We start from the raw sequence: 15,384 nt of genomic DNA on the forward strand, positions 1-15,384 counted from the left end.
ATGGGGCGGATCCTGGCGTTGGCCGGCGTCAACGGCGCCGGCAAGAGTTCGCTGCTCGGTACCTGGCTGGAGGCCGACGGCCTGGGCTGGTACAACCCGGACAGCTTCACCCGACGGCTGGTGGAGGCGGGCTGGCCGTTGGCCGAAGCCAACGCTGAAGCGTGGCAGGAAGGTGCACGACGGCTGCGCCAGGCGATCGCCGACGGCAGCGATTTTGCCTTTGAAACCACCTTGGGCGGCAACACCATTCCGCGCTTGTTGCGCGAGGCCTGCAGCCAGCACGACGTGGCGATCTGGTTCTGCGGCTTGGCAACCGTCGAACTGCATGTTGCCCGCGTGGCCGCCCGCGTTGCTGGCGGTGGCCACGACATCCCGCAGGACAAGATCCGCGCACGCTTCGATTCCGCGCGCGAGAACCTGCTGGCGCTGATGCCGCACCTGGCCGAACTGCATGTGTATGACAACAGCGCGCCGGCCGATCGCTACGGACGTGTTGCCCCCTTGCCGGTGCTGGCGCTGGATCGCCAGGGCCTGCAGTATCCGGTGTCGGTGGTGGAGCTGCTGCACACCCCGGACTGGGCCAAGCCCATCGTCATGCGCGCGATGGACCTGCATGCCGACAGCACGCCGCTTGCCGGCCCGCCTGTGCGATGATCCGACTCCGCAGATTCAGTGATCGAGGAACAGGGATGTACGAGCGGAAGCAATGGCAGGCCATCGGCCTGCGCGCGCTGGTGGCGGCCATGGCATTGACGGTAGCGATGCCGCTGCTGGCACAGGATGCAGTGCCGGCCGACGCCAAGGACGAGGCGAAGAACGAGCCGATGAGCTACGACAAGGCGCGTCGTGCAGCCGAGGCGTCCCTGCGCCTGCACCCCGGCACCGCCAGCCAGTACGACTACCGTCCGCTGTGGGCCGGCAATGCCGACCTCGATGGTGATGGCCGCCCGGAAATCGTTTATCTCTACACCGCGACCCAGACCGGCAGCGCGATGCAGCTCAACGAACTGGTGGTGATGACCCCGCTGGCCGAGGGTGATGCACGGGGCCAGACCGCGTCACCGGGCAAATCCGCCTATGACGACGAAACCTACGCGTTGATCCGCGCGTCCGGCTACGCCGATGACGCTGCGGTGCACATTCCCGGCGAGATGGAAACGATCACCATGGACGGCGACCGTATCCGCGTCACCTTCAACAGCACCCGCAACTCGAAGCTGTGCGTGCGTGGCAAGGTGACCTGCCCAGCGGAAGGCCAGCATGCCTGGGTGTACCGCTGGACCCCGGGCAAGCTTACCCGCGCCGAGTAATCGCATTACCGGCTGCGCCATTCACCAAGGAGAACACCATGCACGGACCTGCATTTTCCCGTTCCATCCTGCTGCCTTCCGCATTCGCATTTTGCGCGCTGGTCGGTTGTGACCCGGTGTTTGCGGCATCGAAGGCATCGCCACCAAGCCTGGTACAGGCGTTCCACGCAGCCGAAGCGTCGCTGCGCCTGATCCCTGGCGATGACATCGAAAGTGATTTCCGCCCCGTGTGGACCGCCGTTGCCGACCTGGACGGTGATGGTCGTGCAGAGGTCATCCATCTCTATACATCGACCTATACCGGTGGCTCGTTCGCACAGAGCAATGTGATTGCGGTGATGACTGCGCTGGCAGCGGATGATCCACGCGGCAAGGAAAACCCCAAGAGCCTGTCGCCTGTGGAGGCAGAGGACTTCGCCGCCATCCGCGCGTCAGGTTACGGCGATGATGCGGGCGAGCAGATTCCGGGTGCCGTGCATTCCATCAAGATCGAAGGTGACCGCATCATCGTCGCGTTCAAGGTCGTTGCCGGTGCGAGCACCTGCGATGTCGTGGGCTACAAGCATGTCTGCCCGCCGGATGGCGACTATGTCTGGACCCTGCGCTGGACGCCGGGCAAGCTGGCCCGCGCCGACTAGCGCTGCGCAGCCGGCAGCGCCAGGCACTGCCCGGCGCTGCCTTCCGCACTCAGGCCGGGGTCACCTGTTCCGGTTCGGCTACGTCCGGCAGCGGCGGCAGGGCGCGGTCCACCGTCACCGGTGCATCGCTCTTCAGCAGCGCGGCCGCCTCCTTGTCGCAGCCCACGGCCGGCGGCGAACCGCGCAGTGGCAGGCCGGCGGTTTCCTTCACGAAGATCATCGTGATCAGGCCGATCACCGCCGCGCCCATCAGGTAGTAGGCCGGTACCAGCGGATCGCCGGTGCGCTCCACCAGCCACGCGGTCACCAGCGGTGTGGTGCCGCCGAACAGCGATACCGACACATTGAACGCAATGGACAGCGCGCTGTAGCGCACCGGCGTATAGAACAGTGCCGGCAGCGTGGATGGCATCGAACTGGTGAAGCACACCAGCGCCAGGCCCAGCAGCATCAGCCCAAGGAAGATCAGCCAGTCGTTGCCGCTGCCCACCAGCAGCAGGCTCGGCACCGCCAGCACCAGCAGCGCGATGCAGGCGCCGATGATCATCGGGCGCCGGCCCAGCTTGTCGCTGAAAAGGCCACCGACGATGTTCAACGGCATCATCACCAGCATCACGATGATGATCAGCAGCAGACCCTTGCTCTCTGCATACCCCATGGTCACGCTCAGGTAGCTGGGCATGTAGGTCAGCAGCATGTAGTCGGTCACATTGAACACCAGCACCAGGCCCATGCACACGATCAGCTGGCGACCGTGCACTCGCAGCAGCTCACCCAGGCCCGGACGTTCGTGGTCACGCTTTTCCGCTTCCTCTGCATAGGCACGGAACGCCGGCGTTTCCTCCAGCCGCATGCGCATGTACAGGCCCAGCAGGCCGAGTGGGCCGGCCACCAGGAACGGAATGCGCCAGCCCCAGTCCAGCATCTGTTCGCTGCTCAGCAGCATGTGCAGGGCGGTGACCGTACCGGCACCGGCGATATAGCCGCCCAACGTGCCGAACTCCAGCCAGCTGCCCATCAGGCCGCGGTTGCGGTCGGTGGAGTACTCGGCGATGAACGTTGCCGCGCCGCCATACTCGCCACCGGTGGAGAAGCCCTGCACCACGCGCGCGAGCAGCAGCAGCACCGGCGCCCAGATGCCGATGCGTTCGTAAGAGGGAATCAGGCCGATGGCGAAGGTGCCCAGTGCCATCATGATCATGGTGAAGGCCAGTACCTTCTGGCGCCCATAGCGGTCGCCCAGGGGCCCGAAGACCATGCCGCCCAGCGGGCGCACCAGGAAGGCCACGGTGAACGTGGCGAACGCGGCGATCACCTGCGCGGTGGGGTTGCTGGACGGGAAGAACACCTGGCCGATGGTGACGGCAAGATAGCCATAGACACCGAAGTCGAACCATTCCATCGCATTGCCCAGTGCAGCGGCGCCCACGGCGCGCTTGAGCATGGGCTTGTCGACAACGGTGATCTCGTCGACCTTCAGATGGCGGCGGCGTTTGAACCAGCCGAAATGGGCGTGGGCATCGGAGTTGTCCTGCATGGGGACTCCCTTGGAAGAATGGAAATGGAGTGGAATGGGCGGTACGGATGTCCCGAAAGTCGGAAACGGCGATGCTGGCGCAGCAGGCGCAGGGGCATCGAATGGAAGGCCCGGAACGGGGCGAAAGGTGTGTGCGATCAAACGCCGCGCACGCGACAAGCATTGCCCGCTGCCAGAACGCGGGACAATCGGATGGGTCCGATTACGTGTCAGACCGCGTCAGTGCACGTGGGGTGGTGGCAGGCGCGGGGAACAGGCGGGGCAGGGCCCGCAGGCGTCATCCGCCGGGATCCAGCGCGAGGCGATGGAAAGGCGAGGGGGATGCAATGATGGAAAGCGTAGCGCCGGTCGGCAGTGCTTCCCGCATGCCAGCAACAGGTGCTGACGCGCAGTGGGTCGTGTCGATCATGCGTTCATGATAACGGTTACAGTGTGAGCGTGCCGAGAATCGCGCTCGCACGAACGCAGCGTTCCAATTTGCCTGTTCATGCAGATGACCCACGCACATCGAATGAACATGTTGTGCTCGCCTCGCTCACGCCACAGCTTCTACGGTGGTTACGAACCAACGCAAGGAGTAACGCATGACCCGTCGCATTCCCGAAGGCACCTTGGTTATCGTCGCCGATGGTGGCTCGGCCCGCGTGTTCACCAACGTCGGCAGCGAGCAGAAGCTCACCTTGAAGCAGGAGGGCGAGCTGCGCCTGCAGGACATCAGCGAGCAGGGTGTGTCAGGGCAGGGGCCGTCCGGCGCGGTACCCAAGGACATGTCGATCTCGCAGCTCAACGAAGCGACCTTCGCCAAGCAGGTGGCCGAGCAGCTCAACGAAGATGCACTCAACAACCGCTACGCGCATCTGGTGCTGATCGCCGATCCCACCACGTTGGGTCGCATCCGTCCGTTGTTGCACAAGGAGACGCAGGCGCGGTTGCTGGTCGACATCGCCAAGGATCTGACCAACGCGCCGCTGGAAGACATCCAGCGCACGCTGCAGGCGTAACCGGCATGCCCTTCATGCGTGATCATGTTGCAGCCGAGCCGGCCCGCGCGCAGGTGGATGCGCAGGCCGGTTGGCTGCTGCTGGAATTCGGCGCCCCTTGGTGCGGCCATTGCCAGGCCGCGCAACCGGCGCTGCAGGCCTTCGTGGATGCGCATGATCTGCCGCACTGGAAGATCGAAGACGGCAAGGGCAAGCCGCTGGGCCGCTCGTTCCAGGTGAAACTGTGGCCAACGGTGATCCTGTTGCGTGACGGTAGGGAAGTGGCGCGCGTGGTGCGGCCGGTGGCTGCGGCAGATCTCGCCACACTGCAGAGCGCACTGCCGGATTGACCGGCTCCTGTAGAGCCGAGCCCATGCTCGGCTTGCTCCGTCGCCAACCGTAGTGCTCGATCACACTCGAGTCGAGCATGGGCTCGGCTCTACACGCTTCAATGCAGCGTAACCCGCACATGCTGCTCGCGCAGTTCATGCAACAACCGCCGGCCATGTTGGCTCAGCGCCATCATCGCAACACTGATCTTCTGCACGCTGTAACCCGGGCGTAGATGCGCCTGCGGGTCGGCCGGCTCGTTCTCGCCGATCATCATCGCCATGCCCTCGGCGGTGTTCAGGGCGTGCTCGATGCGGAAGAACAGGGATTCCATTTCCGGGGTCAGGATGGGCGGTTCATGCGACATGCGGTGGCTCCTTGAGGGACGTGGCCACCGGAAGGGTGGCGGGCGATGCGGGTTGGAACCCCGGCGCAACTGAAGAAAACCGGATGGCCTTGCGGCCACACGCATCGCCCACCGTAGTTACGACAGGCGAATCTTCAATTGAATTTCGGGGGTTCCAATCCCGGCAGCGATGTTCGCGCTGCGCGGACATCCTGCACACGCCAGCCAGCGCAGTTCCAATAGATTTTTCATGCGGAAATTTCTCCACCTGAAGCGCGAGCATCTGCATGTCGCGCGCAGCCCAGCAGGCGACCTGATAGCGACATGATGCGGCGCGATGCGCTCGTTCCGCAGCGACGAGCGCGCTCGCCGGCGCGACCCGAAAAATAAAAATGCAGCCCGGCACGCAAGCCCGGGCTGCCCTGACAAGGCCAGAAACGCCTTACCAGCTGTAGCTCACACCCACCTGTGCACTGGTCTGGTGGAAACTGCTGGCCTTCTGCAGCGACAGCCCGCCCCACGCACCCACACCGTTGCCGAACTTCAGCGACGCACCGGCACTGAACTCGCCACGGCTGCGCGGAATGCGTGCGTCCACGACTTCATCGTCCATGCGGATCTGCGACTCGGCACGGGTGTGCAGCCAGTGGGCCGCGATGTACGGCTGCACGTCGGTCGTTCCGTTGCCCCAGCGGGTCACGCCGGACAGGCGCAGGCCGGCGCGGCCGAACAGGCCATCGGCATCTTCGGTGGTCACCACCGTACCGTTGGCTTCGGTGTGGCGGTTGCTGTCCCAGCGGTTGTAGCCCAGCTGCAGCTGCGGCTCCAGATAGATGCCGCCGTTGCTGGCGCCACCCACGCGGAAGGCGTAGCCGGTTTCCACCGCACCCTGCCATGCACGGCTGTCATAGCGCTCGTCGGCCAGGCCGATGCCTTCAACGCGGTTGCGGAACTGGGCGCGCTGCACTGATCCATCCACGTAGAAACCCGCATACGGGTCGGCGCCGTTACTGCCACGCCAGGTGCCGTAGAGGCCCAGCGCTTCACCCTTTACCTTGCCGCGGGCGTAGTAGCCGCTCAGCGCATTGGTGGAGGTGCTGGTGGAATTACCCGTGGACAGCATCACGCCCACGCTGCTGCCCGAATCGTGACGCCACACATCGGCGCCGACGGTCAGTGCCTGGCTGTTGCCGCGGATGTCGAGCTGGCGGCTGACCGCATCGAAACCGTTGCGCGAGCCGTCCACGCGCGCCCACGCACGGCCACCGTTCTGGCCGGCCTGGCGATCGTGGTAGCCCAGGCGGAACATCGTCTGCGCGGCCTGCAGGTTGGCCAGGTAGGCGCCGGGCTCGGGGCGCAGCACTGGGTCCGGATCCGGGCCCGGCAGCACCGGGTTGCATTCCGGCAGGCTCGGGTCGACCACGCACGGGTCCGGCTGGGTCGGCAGCTGCGAACGCAGGTACCAGTTGCCATCGGCGCCGGTGCCCTTGTGCAGGAAGTACTCGTACTGGCCTCCGACGGCACGGCCGGCCAGATTGAACTGGGCGTTGGACGCCCCGCCAACCTGGATCAGCGCGATGCCCTGGCTGGTCTGCGCACCGGCGCCGCCGACATTGTTGACACGCACGTTGGCGCTGCCGCTGGTATCGCCGCCAATGATCAGCTTGTCGGTGGCGGCGGTGTCGCCAGCCAGCACGGTGTTGAAGGCGAGGGTGCCGCCGTTGCCGGTGAAGTTGCCGGCCACGTTGAGGGTGTTGAAGGTTGCGCCGTTGCCAAGGGATATCGTGCCATTGCCGAGGTTGAGCTGGCCAATGGTGGAGTTGCCGGTCATGTTCCAGGTGGCCGCGTCGAGTGTGACGCGCGTTACATTCGTCATCGCTCCCGAAAGCTGGGCGTTGTTGTCCAACAGCACATTCGTGATCGCACCTGGACCATTGCGGACATCACCGACGAGCGTGCTGTTGCTGGCGGTGAAATTCACGTCCACTACGCCATTGGTTTCCAGCAGGACCCCATTGCCGCCCTTGGAGGTCGCTCCGTTGCGGAAAACGATATCGGTGCCGAATGGAGTGGCGCTACTGCCCAGGAACTCGGTGACGTAGACGGCTGCGTCTGTACCACCCTCGATGTGGGAGTTGTCCACGATCAGCTGGTTGCGTCCATTGAATACGTTCCCGCCGCGAGGGTCGTAGGTCAGGCCTGCGCCGTATTTCGCACCGACAATGCGGGATCCCTGCGTGACCGTGGCACTGGCGGATCCGCCATAGAGCAGCCCGCTTCCGCTAAGGAAAGAGCCTCCAGCCGTGCTGGACACCCTCGTGTTGGCCAAGGTGACCGTCGCGTCACTCGATAATTGAATTCCGAGATCTCCTGCGACGATGGAGGCATCGTTCACCGTGACATTCGAACCACGGGTTGCACGCAGGCCGATCGCTCCTCCGCTGAGCGTTGTTCCGTCAAGCGTCGCGCTCGATCGGGCGACGCTCAACGTTCCGTTGATGGAGCCTGCGGCAAGCGACAGCGTGGAGGCATTGTCCGCCGTTATTCCAAGCGAGGACGCACCTGGGCGAAGAATCAGCGTGGCAGCGTCGAGCGTCCACGCTTCGGCTGGATCGCCGGGTTGCACGGTTGCGGAGTCACCAGGGTTCAGCGTCGCTGCGTTGGCGCTCAGTATCGACGGCAGCGCGGCTGCCAAGGCGAGTGCGAGGGTGCGACGAACGGCGATCTTCATGCATTACTCCTGTGGAAAGAAAACTCCGAAAAGGACCGCATTCACTTCGCTGGCGTGAATCAAGCGCGTAGACGAGGTGACGATGGTGTGATTTTTCTGGATATTTCGGGGAGCGAGAACGGGAGTGCAAACCAGGTCTCGATCGACGCGCAACGTCGTTCTCTATTCTGTTGCGCTGCAATAGGAAGGTGCTCACTCTGCTCTGCCGGCATGGATCGATCCATGCAATTAGTTGCATTCGATAGCGTCGGCAGTTGACGCTTCGGAAGCCATTCAGCCGCAGCGCAGCATGCGGTGCTGCAGGGCCGGTGCTAGGATCTGACCACCACCTGAATCGATCCAAATGCCGATGCCCACGCTGGACCGTCGTCTCCTGATCGCTGTCGCCGCTACGGCGATGTTCGCCTCCGGCCTGGTTGCGGCCACCCCGGCCAAGACCGCCGCCGACAAGGCCTATGCTTCGGTCGATCCGTTCATCGGTACCGGCGGCGAGGGTCACACGTACCCTGGTGCGACGGTGCCGTTCGGCATGGTCCAGCTCAGCCCGGATACGCGCATTCAGCCCCGCGAGAAGGCCTACGGTTGGGCAGCGGGCTATCGCTATGACGACAGCAGCATCGTCGGCTTCTCGCACACGCATTTTTCTGGCACCGGCCATTCAGACCTGGGCGACATCCTGCTGATGCCGTTCACCGGCAGCCCGGGCCTGGAGCGTGGCGACCCCGAAAAACCTCGCAGCGGTTACGCCTCGCGCTTCCGCCACGACGACGAGAAGGCCGAGCCGGGCTACTACGCGGTCACACTGGACGACTACAAGGTGCGCGCCGAGCTGACCACCAGCGCCCGCGTGGGCGTGCATCGCTATGCGTTCCCCAAGGGCACCGAGGCGAAGGTACTGCTGGACATGCGCACCAGCATGTATGACTACCCGGGCAAGATCCTGTGGTCGCGGGTGCGCGTGCGCGCCGATGGCACCATCACCGGTTTCCGCGAGACCCGCGGTTGGGCGGCCGGCCGCCAGCTGTACTTCGCGATGCGTTTCTCGCGGCCGCTGGCCAGTCACGAACTGCACAACACCGAACAGGACATCGTCTACAAGGGCTTTGCGCCCCCGGGTGAGAAAGACCCGAAGCAGCGCGCGCAGATCGAAGGGCGGCAGCTGGTGGGCACGTTCGATTTCGGCAATCTGGAGGCGCCGCTGGTGGTGAAGGTGGCGATCTCGCCGGTCAGCGAGGCCGGTGCCATCGCCAATCTTGATGCCGAAGTGGCCGACTTCGATTTCGACCGCGTGCGTGCGCAGGCAAAGCAGGAGTGGACGCAGGCGTTGTCGGTGCTGGATATCGACGCGCCGGAGCACGCACGTCGCAGCGCCTACACCGCGCTGTACCACACGCTGCTGGGGCCGACGCTGTTCATGGATGCCGACGGCCAGTACCGCGGCTCCGACAATGCCGTACACCAGGCCAAGGGCTATACGAACTATTCGACGTTCTCGCTGTGGGATACCTACCGTGCCCTGCACCCCTTGTTGACCCTGGTGCAGCCGGAGAAGCGCAACAGCGATTTCGTCAATTCCATGCTGGCCCATCACGAGCACAGCCCTTACGGCATGTTGCCGGTGTGGTCGTTCCACGGCCTGGAAGACTGGTGCATGATCGGCTACCACGCGGTGCCGGTGATCGCCGATGCCTACGTGAAGGGCATCCGTGGTTTCGACGCGGACAAGGCGCTGAAGGCGATGGTGGAGACCGCCAACTACGGCCCGTACGATGGCATCGCGCAGTACCGTGAGCTGGGCTACGTGCCGATCGACGAAGAAGGTGAAGCGGCCAGCAAGACGCTGGAATACGCCTTCGATGACTGGACCATCGCGCGCATGGCGCAGGTGATGGGCAAGACCGATGTGGCAGCAACCTTCGACAAGCGTGCCGGCAACTGGCGCAATGCCTTCGACAAGGACACCGGCTTCATGCGTGCGCGCAAGCGCGATGGCAGCTTCCGCACGCCGTTCGACCCCAGCGCCAGTGGCTACGGCACCGACTACACCGAAGGCAATGCCTGGCAGTACTCGTGGTACGTGCCACAGGATGTGGCAGGCCTTGCCGCCGCGCATGGTGGCAGCGACGCGCTGCTGGCGCGCCTGGATGAAGTGTTCACCGCCAAGGTGGATCCGGCCATCTTCGAACACATGGAAGACATCACCGGCCTGATCGGCTGGTATGCGCATGGCAACGAGCCCAGCCATCACGTGGCCTACCTGTATTCGCATGCCGGCCAGCCGTGGCGCACGCAGGCACGCCTGAAGCAGATCATGGACACCCAGTACGCCGACCGCCCCGATGGCCTGGCCGGCAACGATGACGTGGGCCAGATGTCGGCGTGGTATGTGTTCACCGCGCTGGGTTTCTACCCGGTGGCGCCGGGCTCGGGCGAGTACATCCTCGGCCGGCCGTTCCTGCCGAAGACCGCAATGCGCCTGCCCAACGGCAAGACCTTCACCATCGTGGCCGAAGGCCTGGACGACAAACACACCTATGTGGGCAGCGTGACCCTCAACGGCAAGCCGTTGCAGCGCACGTTCCTGCGCCACGATGAGATCCTGGCCGGTGGTGAGCTGCATTTCACCATGCAGGCCGAACCGAACAAGGGCTGGCCGGGGCAGGGCGCGCAGGCACCGTATTCGATGAGCCCGTGACGCAGCGCCCACCAAGGTGGGCGACTACCGATGTGGCGTGATCTGGTAGATGCCAACCTTGGTTGGCATGCGACCTACACCATCCCACCATTCGCCCGCAGCACCTGGCCATTGATCCAGCCACCATCGGCACCGGCCAGGAACGCCACCGCACCGGCGATGTCTTCCGGCGTACCCAGCCGCTCCAAAGGATTCATCTTCGCCAGCCGATCAATCAGCTCCGGCGACTTCCCGTCCAGGAACAGATCGGTGGCGGTCGGCCCGGGTGCCACGGCGTTCACGGTGATGCCGCGCCCACGCAGCTCCTTGCTGAGGATCGCCCCCATCGTCTCCACGGCGGCCTTGCTGGCGGCATACACGCTGTAGTTCTCCAGCTTGATGCCGACCACGCTGGTGGACAGGGTGACGATGCGGCCACCATCGCGCACGCGCCGCGCGGCCTCGCGCAGCACATTGAATGCGCCCTTGAGGTTGATGCCGATCACGCGGTCGAACAGGGCATCATCGCTGTCGGCCAGTGCGGCCAACTGCAGCACGCCGGCACTGTTGACCACCACGTCGATGCCACCGAAGCGCGCCTCGATCGCGTCGAACAGGGCATGCACGGCCCGCGGGTCGGCCACATCGGCCTGCAGGGCCACGGCGTGGCCGCCATTGGCGGTCAGTTCGGCAGCCAGTGCTTCGGCCTCGTCGCGGCGGCCGGCGTAGTTGATCACCACGGCGTGGCCGTCGGCGGCCAGGCGGCGCGAGATGGCAGCGCCGATGCCACGGGAGCCGCCGGTGACCAGGGCGACAGAGCGGGAAGCGGGGGAGGTCATGGCACATTCCAGAAGGTCACGCCGGGATGGCGCAGGGCCATCTTCGTCTCTCCGCCGTCGCGGATAATCATGGATAATCCGGAAACATCATCCGGCCAGCCGAACAATGGATCGATTCACCGCCCTGCGTGCCTTCGTCCGGATCGTCGAGCGCCGCAGCTTCAGCCGTGCCGCCGAAGACCTGGGTCTGCCGCGGGCCACGGTGACCGACGCGATCAAGGCATTGGAGCAGCGCCTGGGTGTGCGCCTGCTGCACCGGACCACGCGCGTGGTGGTGCCGACGTTGGAAGGCGAGGCTTTCTATGGCCGCTGCCTGCGCCTGATCGCGGACATGGACGATGCTGAAGCCGCGTTCCGTGACGTGCCACCGCGCGGGCCGCTGCGCATCGAAGTGCACGGTACGCTGGGGCGTCACCTGCTGTTTCCGCACCTGCCGGACTTCCTGCAGCGCTACCCGGACATCGAACTGGAGGTCAGCGAGGGCGACCGCTATGTCGACCTGCTGCGCGAGGGCGTGGATGCGGCCATCCGCGTGGGTACCCTGGCCGACAGCGATCTGGCCGCGCGGCGCCTGGCGTTGCTGCGCGAGGTCACGGTGGCGTCGCCTGCCTACGTGCAGGCGCACGGGCAGCCGGAAAGCATCGCGTCGCTGGCAGCGGGACACCAGATGGTCGGCTACCGTTCCAGCGCCACCGGCCAGCTGATTCCGCTGGAGTTCCAGCAGGGCGGCCAGGTGCGCCATATGCCGTTGCCGGCACGCGTGCGGGTGTCCGGTGCCGACGCCTTCCTCGGTGCCGCGCTGGCCGGGTTGGGCATCATCCAGGCGCCGCGCTATCGGATGGACCCGTACATCGCGCGCGGGCAGCTGCTGGAGCTGCTGCCCGAGATGCCGCCCACGCCGAGCCCGGTCAGCCTGGTCTATCCGCGCAACCGCACGCCATCGCCACGGCTGCGGGTGTTCATCGACTGGGTGGCGGCTGTGTTCGAGGCGATCTAGGCCGGGGATGTTGCTGGCCGCGAGGGCAGCAGCAGTTCGAACGTCGTACCCGTTGCGCCGGAGGTCACGGTGGCCGAACCGCCATGCGCCTGCACGATGGCGCGGGTGATCGCCAGGCCCAGGCCTGCGCCATCACTGCGCGTGTGTCCGCGCTCGCCGCGATGGAAGCGATCGAACAGCCGCGGCAGGATGTCGGCGCTGATCGGCGTGCCGCTGTTGTGTACGGTGATCCGGCATTGCCCGGCGGCCTCTTCCAGCGTTACCACCACCGGCGTACCCGCAGTGGCGTGCTGCAGCGCGTTGGACAGCAGGTTGGCGATTGCCCGGTGCAGCATCAGCCGATTGCCCTGCACGCTGGCGCGACCTTCGCGGCGCAGCTGCAGCTGCCGATCCTCGGCCAGCAGGCTGTAGAACTCCAGCAGGGAGTCCACCACATCTTCCAGCGCCACGTGCTCGCGCGAGGGCAGGGCACCCGGTGCCTCGGCCTGCGCCAGATAGAGCAGGTCACTGACCGTCTGGGCCAGCCGCTGCAGTTCTTCAGCACAGGAGGCCAGGGTTTCGCGGTAAGCGTCGTTGCTGCGTGGGTGCGCCAGTACCACCTGCACCTGGGTCAACATGTTGGTGATCGGCGTACGCAGTTCGTGGGCCAGATCGCCGGAGAATTCGGTGAGGCGGGCGAAATCCTGCTGCAGGCGGGCCAGCATGCCGTTGAGTGTCTGCGCCAGCTGCTCCAGTTCTGCTGGCGCGGCATCGGCAGAAAGACGCCGTTGCAGACGTCCCGCGGTGATCTGCCGGGCTTCGTCGGACAGGGCCCGCAGGGGGCGCAGCGTGCGCCGTACCACATAGCCCCCCAGCAGGCTGCTGGCCAGTGCGGCGGTCACGATGGCGATTGCCAGCAGGTGGCGGAAGCGCTGCAGGAACGCCGCATGGCGTGCGTCGTCGATGGCCAGCAGGGTGGTCAACGTGCTGCCGTCCGCCAGTGGCTGGCGCAGATGCAGCACGTGCAGGCAGCTGCCATCGGCCAAGGTCCAGTCGTGGCGACGTACCGCCAGATCGGCCGGCTGCGTCCGAGCATGCTTGCGGAGAAGGGGCGATGCCGTGGAAAACAGTGGCGTGCCGTGTTCGTCGACGATGTGGAATTCGATATCGGGATGATGGCCGAGGGCCTCGGCCAAACGCTGCGCACGTTGCCCGGCATCGCCGCCTGCGGCCAGGTCGGTGATCAACGCGACCTTGTTCTCGAGCTCGGTGAAGTCCTGTGCGACCAGGTCGTGGCGTGCACTGAGGTAGATCGCCACGCCCAGCGCAGCGAGCACCACGGTGGCTACCGTGGCGAACAGCACGGTCAGCCGGGTGGCGATGGAAAGGCGCGGTCTCATGCGTTGCGCGCCGTGGCGTCCTCGGGTGCCTCCAGCACGTAGCCCATGCCGCGCACCGTCACGATCAGCTTGTCGACGAAGTCGTCGTCGATCTTCGCGCGCAGGCGGCGGATCGCCACGTCGATGACGTTGGTATCACTGTCGAAATTCATGTCCCAGACCTGCGAGGCGATCAACGAACGTGGCAGCACTTCGCCACGACGACGTGCAAGCAGCTCCAGCAGGGTGTATTCCTTCGGGCTGAGCGTGATGCGCTGGCCGTTGCGTTCCACCCGCCGGCGCAGGGTGTCGACCACCAGGTCGGCGACCACGATCCGTTCGGCCAGTGGCGTTGCCTGGCCACGCCGCAGCAGGGTACGCACACGGGCCAGCAGCTCGGCGAAGGCGAACGGCTTGGCCAGGTAGTCATCGGCCCCCAGCTCCAGCCCCTGGACCCGATCGGCGATGCTGCTGCGCGCGGACAGGAACAGTACCGGCACCTGGTTGCCGCCGGCACGCAACCGCGAAAGCACGTTCCAGCCGTCCAGCCTGGGCAGCATCACGTCGAGGATGACCAGGTGGTACTCACCGCTCTGGGCCAGATGCAGTCCATCCAGGCCGTCGCAGGCCAGATCCACCACGTAGCCGGCTTCAACGAGGCCTTGACGCAGGTAGCTGCCGGTTTTCGGCTCATCTTCAACGATCAGCAGCTTCATGATTCACCAGGAGAGATGCAGGCGCAGGCTAGCAGAGCGCTGTTCATGCCAACGGGTCCAGGGTGCCGAGCACGGCCACGCAGGCCAGTACCAGCAGCGCCAATGTGGCCTCGCAGGCCAGGCTGCGGCGCAGCGAGCGCAGGGGGCGGGGTTGCCAGCCTGCGTGGATCGCCACGGCCAGTGCAGGTACCAGACGCCACCGGTGCAGGGCCGCGAGCAGCAGCATCGCGGCAACCAGGCCCAGCTTGAACAGCAGCCAGCGCCCGTGGGCGGTGCCGGTCAGGGTATGCAGCGAGCCACCCAGGTCGACGTAGCTGTAGGTACCGGTCATCGCCAGCAATGCGACGATGGCGGTGCCTGGCAGGGCGAAGCGGTGCGCGGCCTTCCACAGCTGGTGCGTGCGATGACGCAGGCCCGGCCCCTGGCGACGTAGCGCCAACTGCAGGAACGCGGCGATCGCTCCCACCCACGCGCCCGCCGCCAGCAGGTGCACGATGCCGGCGCCGAGCCGCAGATCGCCAGCGAGCCCGTCGCCCGCGACGGCGTGGCCATTCCAGGCCAGGCTGCCCAAGGCCGCTGCGGCAAGTACCAGCAGTGCCCGCCGACGCGCGCCCCGCACCGTTGCGGTCGGCAGCAGCAGGACGAAAGCCAGCAGCAACGCCAACGCGCGCAGCGTCGTGGCGATGCCCACCGGCGTGCCAGTGGCGAACCAGATCGCGGTGGCACGGTCGATGTCGGCCGCTGGCAGACCCAGCACGCTGGACACGCGCGCCAGCGCATCAACCACCACCAGGGCGAGGGCACCGGCGGTCAATAGAAGAAAGATGCCGCGCGGCAGCGCCGGGCGCACGAACAGCAGCCTCCCGAACAGCAGCATCGACAACAGGTACAGGGCCAGCCGCAGGCCGTAGGGAGAGAGCTCGTCCAC

The 15,384-nt window shown here is 65.7% G+C and carries 14 protein-coding genes; 7 read left to right on the forward strand and 7 right to left on the reverse strand.

Annotation, left to right across the window (positions count from 1 at the left end; translation table 11 throughout):
- Genes QOL57_RS16210 through QOL57_RS16220 form a run of 3 tightly spaced genes read left to right on the forward strand, consistent with a single transcriptional unit; the run spans position 1 to position 1,948 of the window.
- Positions 1–654, forward strand: a complete 654-nt coding sequence (locus tag QOL57_RS16210) for a hypothetical protein (RefSeq protein ID WP_089235802.1) — start codon at positions 1–3, stop codon at positions 652–654.
- A gap of 35 nt (positions 655–689) precedes the next feature.
- Complete coding sequence (locus QOL57_RS16215) at positions 690–1,310, forward strand: hypothetical protein (protein WP_089235801.1); 621 nt, start codon at positions 690–692, stop codon at positions 1,308–1,310.
- A gap of 38 nt (positions 1,311–1,348) precedes the next feature.
- Positions 1,349–1,948, forward strand: coding sequence for a hypothetical protein (locus QOL57_RS16220; protein ID WP_089235800.1), 600 nt, complete (start codon positions 1,349–1,351; stop codon positions 1,946–1,948).
- Between the two features lie 49 nt (positions 1,949–1,997).
- On the opposite strand, the gene proP is transcribed toward QOL57_RS16220, so the two are convergent.
- The gene (gene proP, locus QOL57_RS16225) at positions 1,998–3,485 is read right to left on the reverse strand and encodes a glycine betaine/L-proline transporter ProP (protein ID WP_089235799.1); all 1,488 of its coding nucleotides are present in this window, start codon (positions 3,483–3,485) and stop codon (positions 1,998–2,000) included.
- 584 nt (positions 3,486–4,069) lie between these two features.
- Here proP and QOL57_RS16230 point away from each other — a divergent pair.
- Positions 4,070–4,486, forward strand: a complete 417-nt coding sequence (locus tag QOL57_RS16230) for a host attachment family protein (RefSeq protein WP_089235798.1) — start codon at positions 4,070–4,072, stop codon at positions 4,484–4,486.
- A 5-nt stretch (positions 4,487–4,491) separates the two neighbouring features.
- On the forward strand, positions 4,492–4,815 hold the full coding sequence (locus QOL57_RS16235; RefSeq protein ID WP_089235797.1) for a thioredoxin family protein: 324 nt from the start codon (positions 4,492–4,494) through the stop codon (positions 4,813–4,815).
- A 98-nt stretch (positions 4,816–4,913) separates the two neighbouring features.
- Here the strand turns inward: QOL57_RS16235 and QOL57_RS16240 are convergent, their stop codons facing one another.
- Together QOL57_RS16240 and QOL57_RS16245 are read right to left on the reverse strand one after the other, a co-directional pair.
- On the reverse strand, positions 4,914–5,162 hold the full coding sequence (locus tag QOL57_RS16240) for a hypothetical protein (protein WP_089235796.1): 249 nt from the start codon (positions 5,160–5,162) through the stop codon (positions 4,914–4,916).
- A gap of 421 nt (positions 5,163–5,583) precedes the next feature.
- On the reverse strand, positions 5,584–7,872 hold the full coding sequence (locus QOL57_RS16245) for an autotransporter outer membrane beta-barrel domain-containing protein (protein WP_089235795.1): 2,289 nt from the start codon (positions 7,870–7,872) through the stop codon (positions 5,584–5,586).
- 343 nt (positions 7,873–8,215) lie between these two features.
- Here QOL57_RS16245 and QOL57_RS16250 point away from each other — a divergent pair, with 343 nt between their 5' ends.
- The gene (locus QOL57_RS16250; protein WP_089235794.1) at positions 8,216–10,567 is read left to right on the forward strand and encodes a GH92 family glycosyl hydrolase; all 2,352 of its coding nucleotides are present in this window, start codon (positions 8,216–8,218) and stop codon (positions 10,565–10,567) included.
- Positions 10,568–10,641: 74 nt separating this feature from the next.
- Here the strand turns inward: QOL57_RS16250 and QOL57_RS16255 are convergent, their stop codons facing one another.
- Positions 10,642–11,385: an SDR family oxidoreductase gene (locus QOL57_RS16255; protein ID WP_089235793.1), complete on the reverse strand. Its 744-nt coding sequence runs from the start codon at positions 11,383–11,385 to the stop codon at positions 10,642–10,644.
- 106 nt (positions 11,386–11,491) lie between these two features.
- Here QOL57_RS16255 and QOL57_RS16260 point away from each other — a divergent pair, with 106 nt between their 5' ends.
- Entirely contained in the window at positions 11,492–12,382 is an 891-nt protein-coding gene (locus QOL57_RS16260; RefSeq protein WP_089235792.1) for a LysR family transcriptional regulator, read from the forward strand.
- Here the strand turns inward: QOL57_RS16260 and QOL57_RS16265 are convergent.
- From QOL57_RS16265 to copD, 3 genes are read right to left on the reverse strand one after another with little or no spacing between them, the layout of a single operon-like run.
- A complete protein-coding gene (locus QOL57_RS16265; protein ID WP_089235791.1) occupies positions 12,379–13,761 on the reverse strand; it encodes a heavy metal sensor histidine kinase in 1,383 nt (460 codons plus the stop codon). The genes QOL57_RS16260 and QOL57_RS16265 overlap by 4 nt on opposite strands.
- A complete protein-coding gene (locus QOL57_RS16270; protein WP_089235790.1) occupies positions 13,758–14,456 on the reverse strand; it encodes a heavy metal response regulator transcription factor in 699 nt (232 codons plus the stop codon). The genes QOL57_RS16265 and QOL57_RS16270 overlap by 4 nt, the downstream gene beginning before the upstream one ends.
- A gap of 43 nt (positions 14,457–14,499) precedes the next feature.
- Positions 14,500–15,384, reverse strand: coding sequence for a copper homeostasis membrane protein CopD (gene copD / locus QOL57_RS16275; protein WP_089237950.1), 885 nt, complete (start codon positions 15,382–15,384; stop codon positions 14,500–14,502).

The sequence above is a fragment of the Stenotrophomonas sp. yr243 genome (assembly GCF_900184195.1).
Classification (GTDB): Bacteria; Pseudomonadota; Gammaproteobacteria; order Xanthomonadales; family Xanthomonadaceae; genus Stenotrophomonas; species Stenotrophomonas lactitubi.

What these genes read in the sequence shown, in the direction of transcription:
- QOL57_RS16210 (WP_089235802.1), top strand. Translation starts at nt 1, where the DNA reads ATGGGGCGGATCCTGGCGTTGGCCGGCGTCAACGGCGCCGGCAAGAGT.
- QOL57_RS16215 (WP_089235801.1), top strand. Translation starts at nt 690, where the DNA reads ATGTACGAGCGGAAGCAATGGCAGGCCATCGGCCTGCGCGCGCTGGTG.
- QOL57_RS16220 (WP_089235800.1), top strand. Translation starts at nt 1,349, where the DNA reads ATGCACGGACCTGCATTTTCCCGTTCCATCCTGCTGCCTTCCGCATTC.
- proP (WP_089235799.1), bottom strand. Translation starts at nt 3,485, where the DNA reads ATGCAGGACAACTCCGATGCCCACGCCCATTTCGGCTGGTTCAAACGC.
- QOL57_RS16230 (WP_089235798.1), top strand. Translation starts at nt 4,070, where the DNA reads ATGACCCGTCGCATTCCCGAAGGCACCTTGGTTATCGTCGCCGATGGT.
- QOL57_RS16235 (WP_089235797.1), top strand. Translation starts at nt 4,492, where the DNA reads ATGCCCTTCATGCGTGATCATGTTGCAGCCGAGCCGGCCCGCGCGCAG.
- QOL57_RS16240 (WP_089235796.1), bottom strand. Translation starts at nt 5,162, where the DNA reads ATGTCGCATGAACCGCCCATCCTGACCCCGGAAATGGAATCCCTGTTC.
- QOL57_RS16245 (WP_089235795.1), bottom strand. Translation starts at nt 7,872, where the DNA reads ATGAAGATCGCCGTTCGTCGCACCCTCGCACTCGCCTTGGCAGCCGCG.
- QOL57_RS16250 (WP_089235794.1), top strand. Translation starts at nt 8,216, where the DNA reads ATGCCGATGCCCACGCTGGACCGTCGTCTCCTGATCGCTGTCGCCGCT.
- QOL57_RS16255 (WP_089235793.1), bottom strand. Translation starts at nt 11,385, where the DNA reads ATGACCTCCCCCGCTTCCCGCTCTGTCGCCCTGGTCACCGGCGGCTCC.
- QOL57_RS16260 (WP_089235792.1), top strand. Translation starts at nt 11,492, where the DNA reads ATGGATCGATTCACCGCCCTGCGTGCCTTCGTCCGGATCGTCGAGCGC.
- QOL57_RS16265 (WP_089235791.1), bottom strand. Translation starts at nt 13,761, where the DNA reads ATGAGACCGCGCCTTTCCATCGCCACCCGGCTGACCGTGCTGTTCGCC.
- QOL57_RS16270 (WP_089235790.1), bottom strand. Translation starts at nt 14,456, where the DNA reads ATGAAGCTGCTGATCGTTGAAGATGAGCCGAAAACCGGCAGCTACCTG.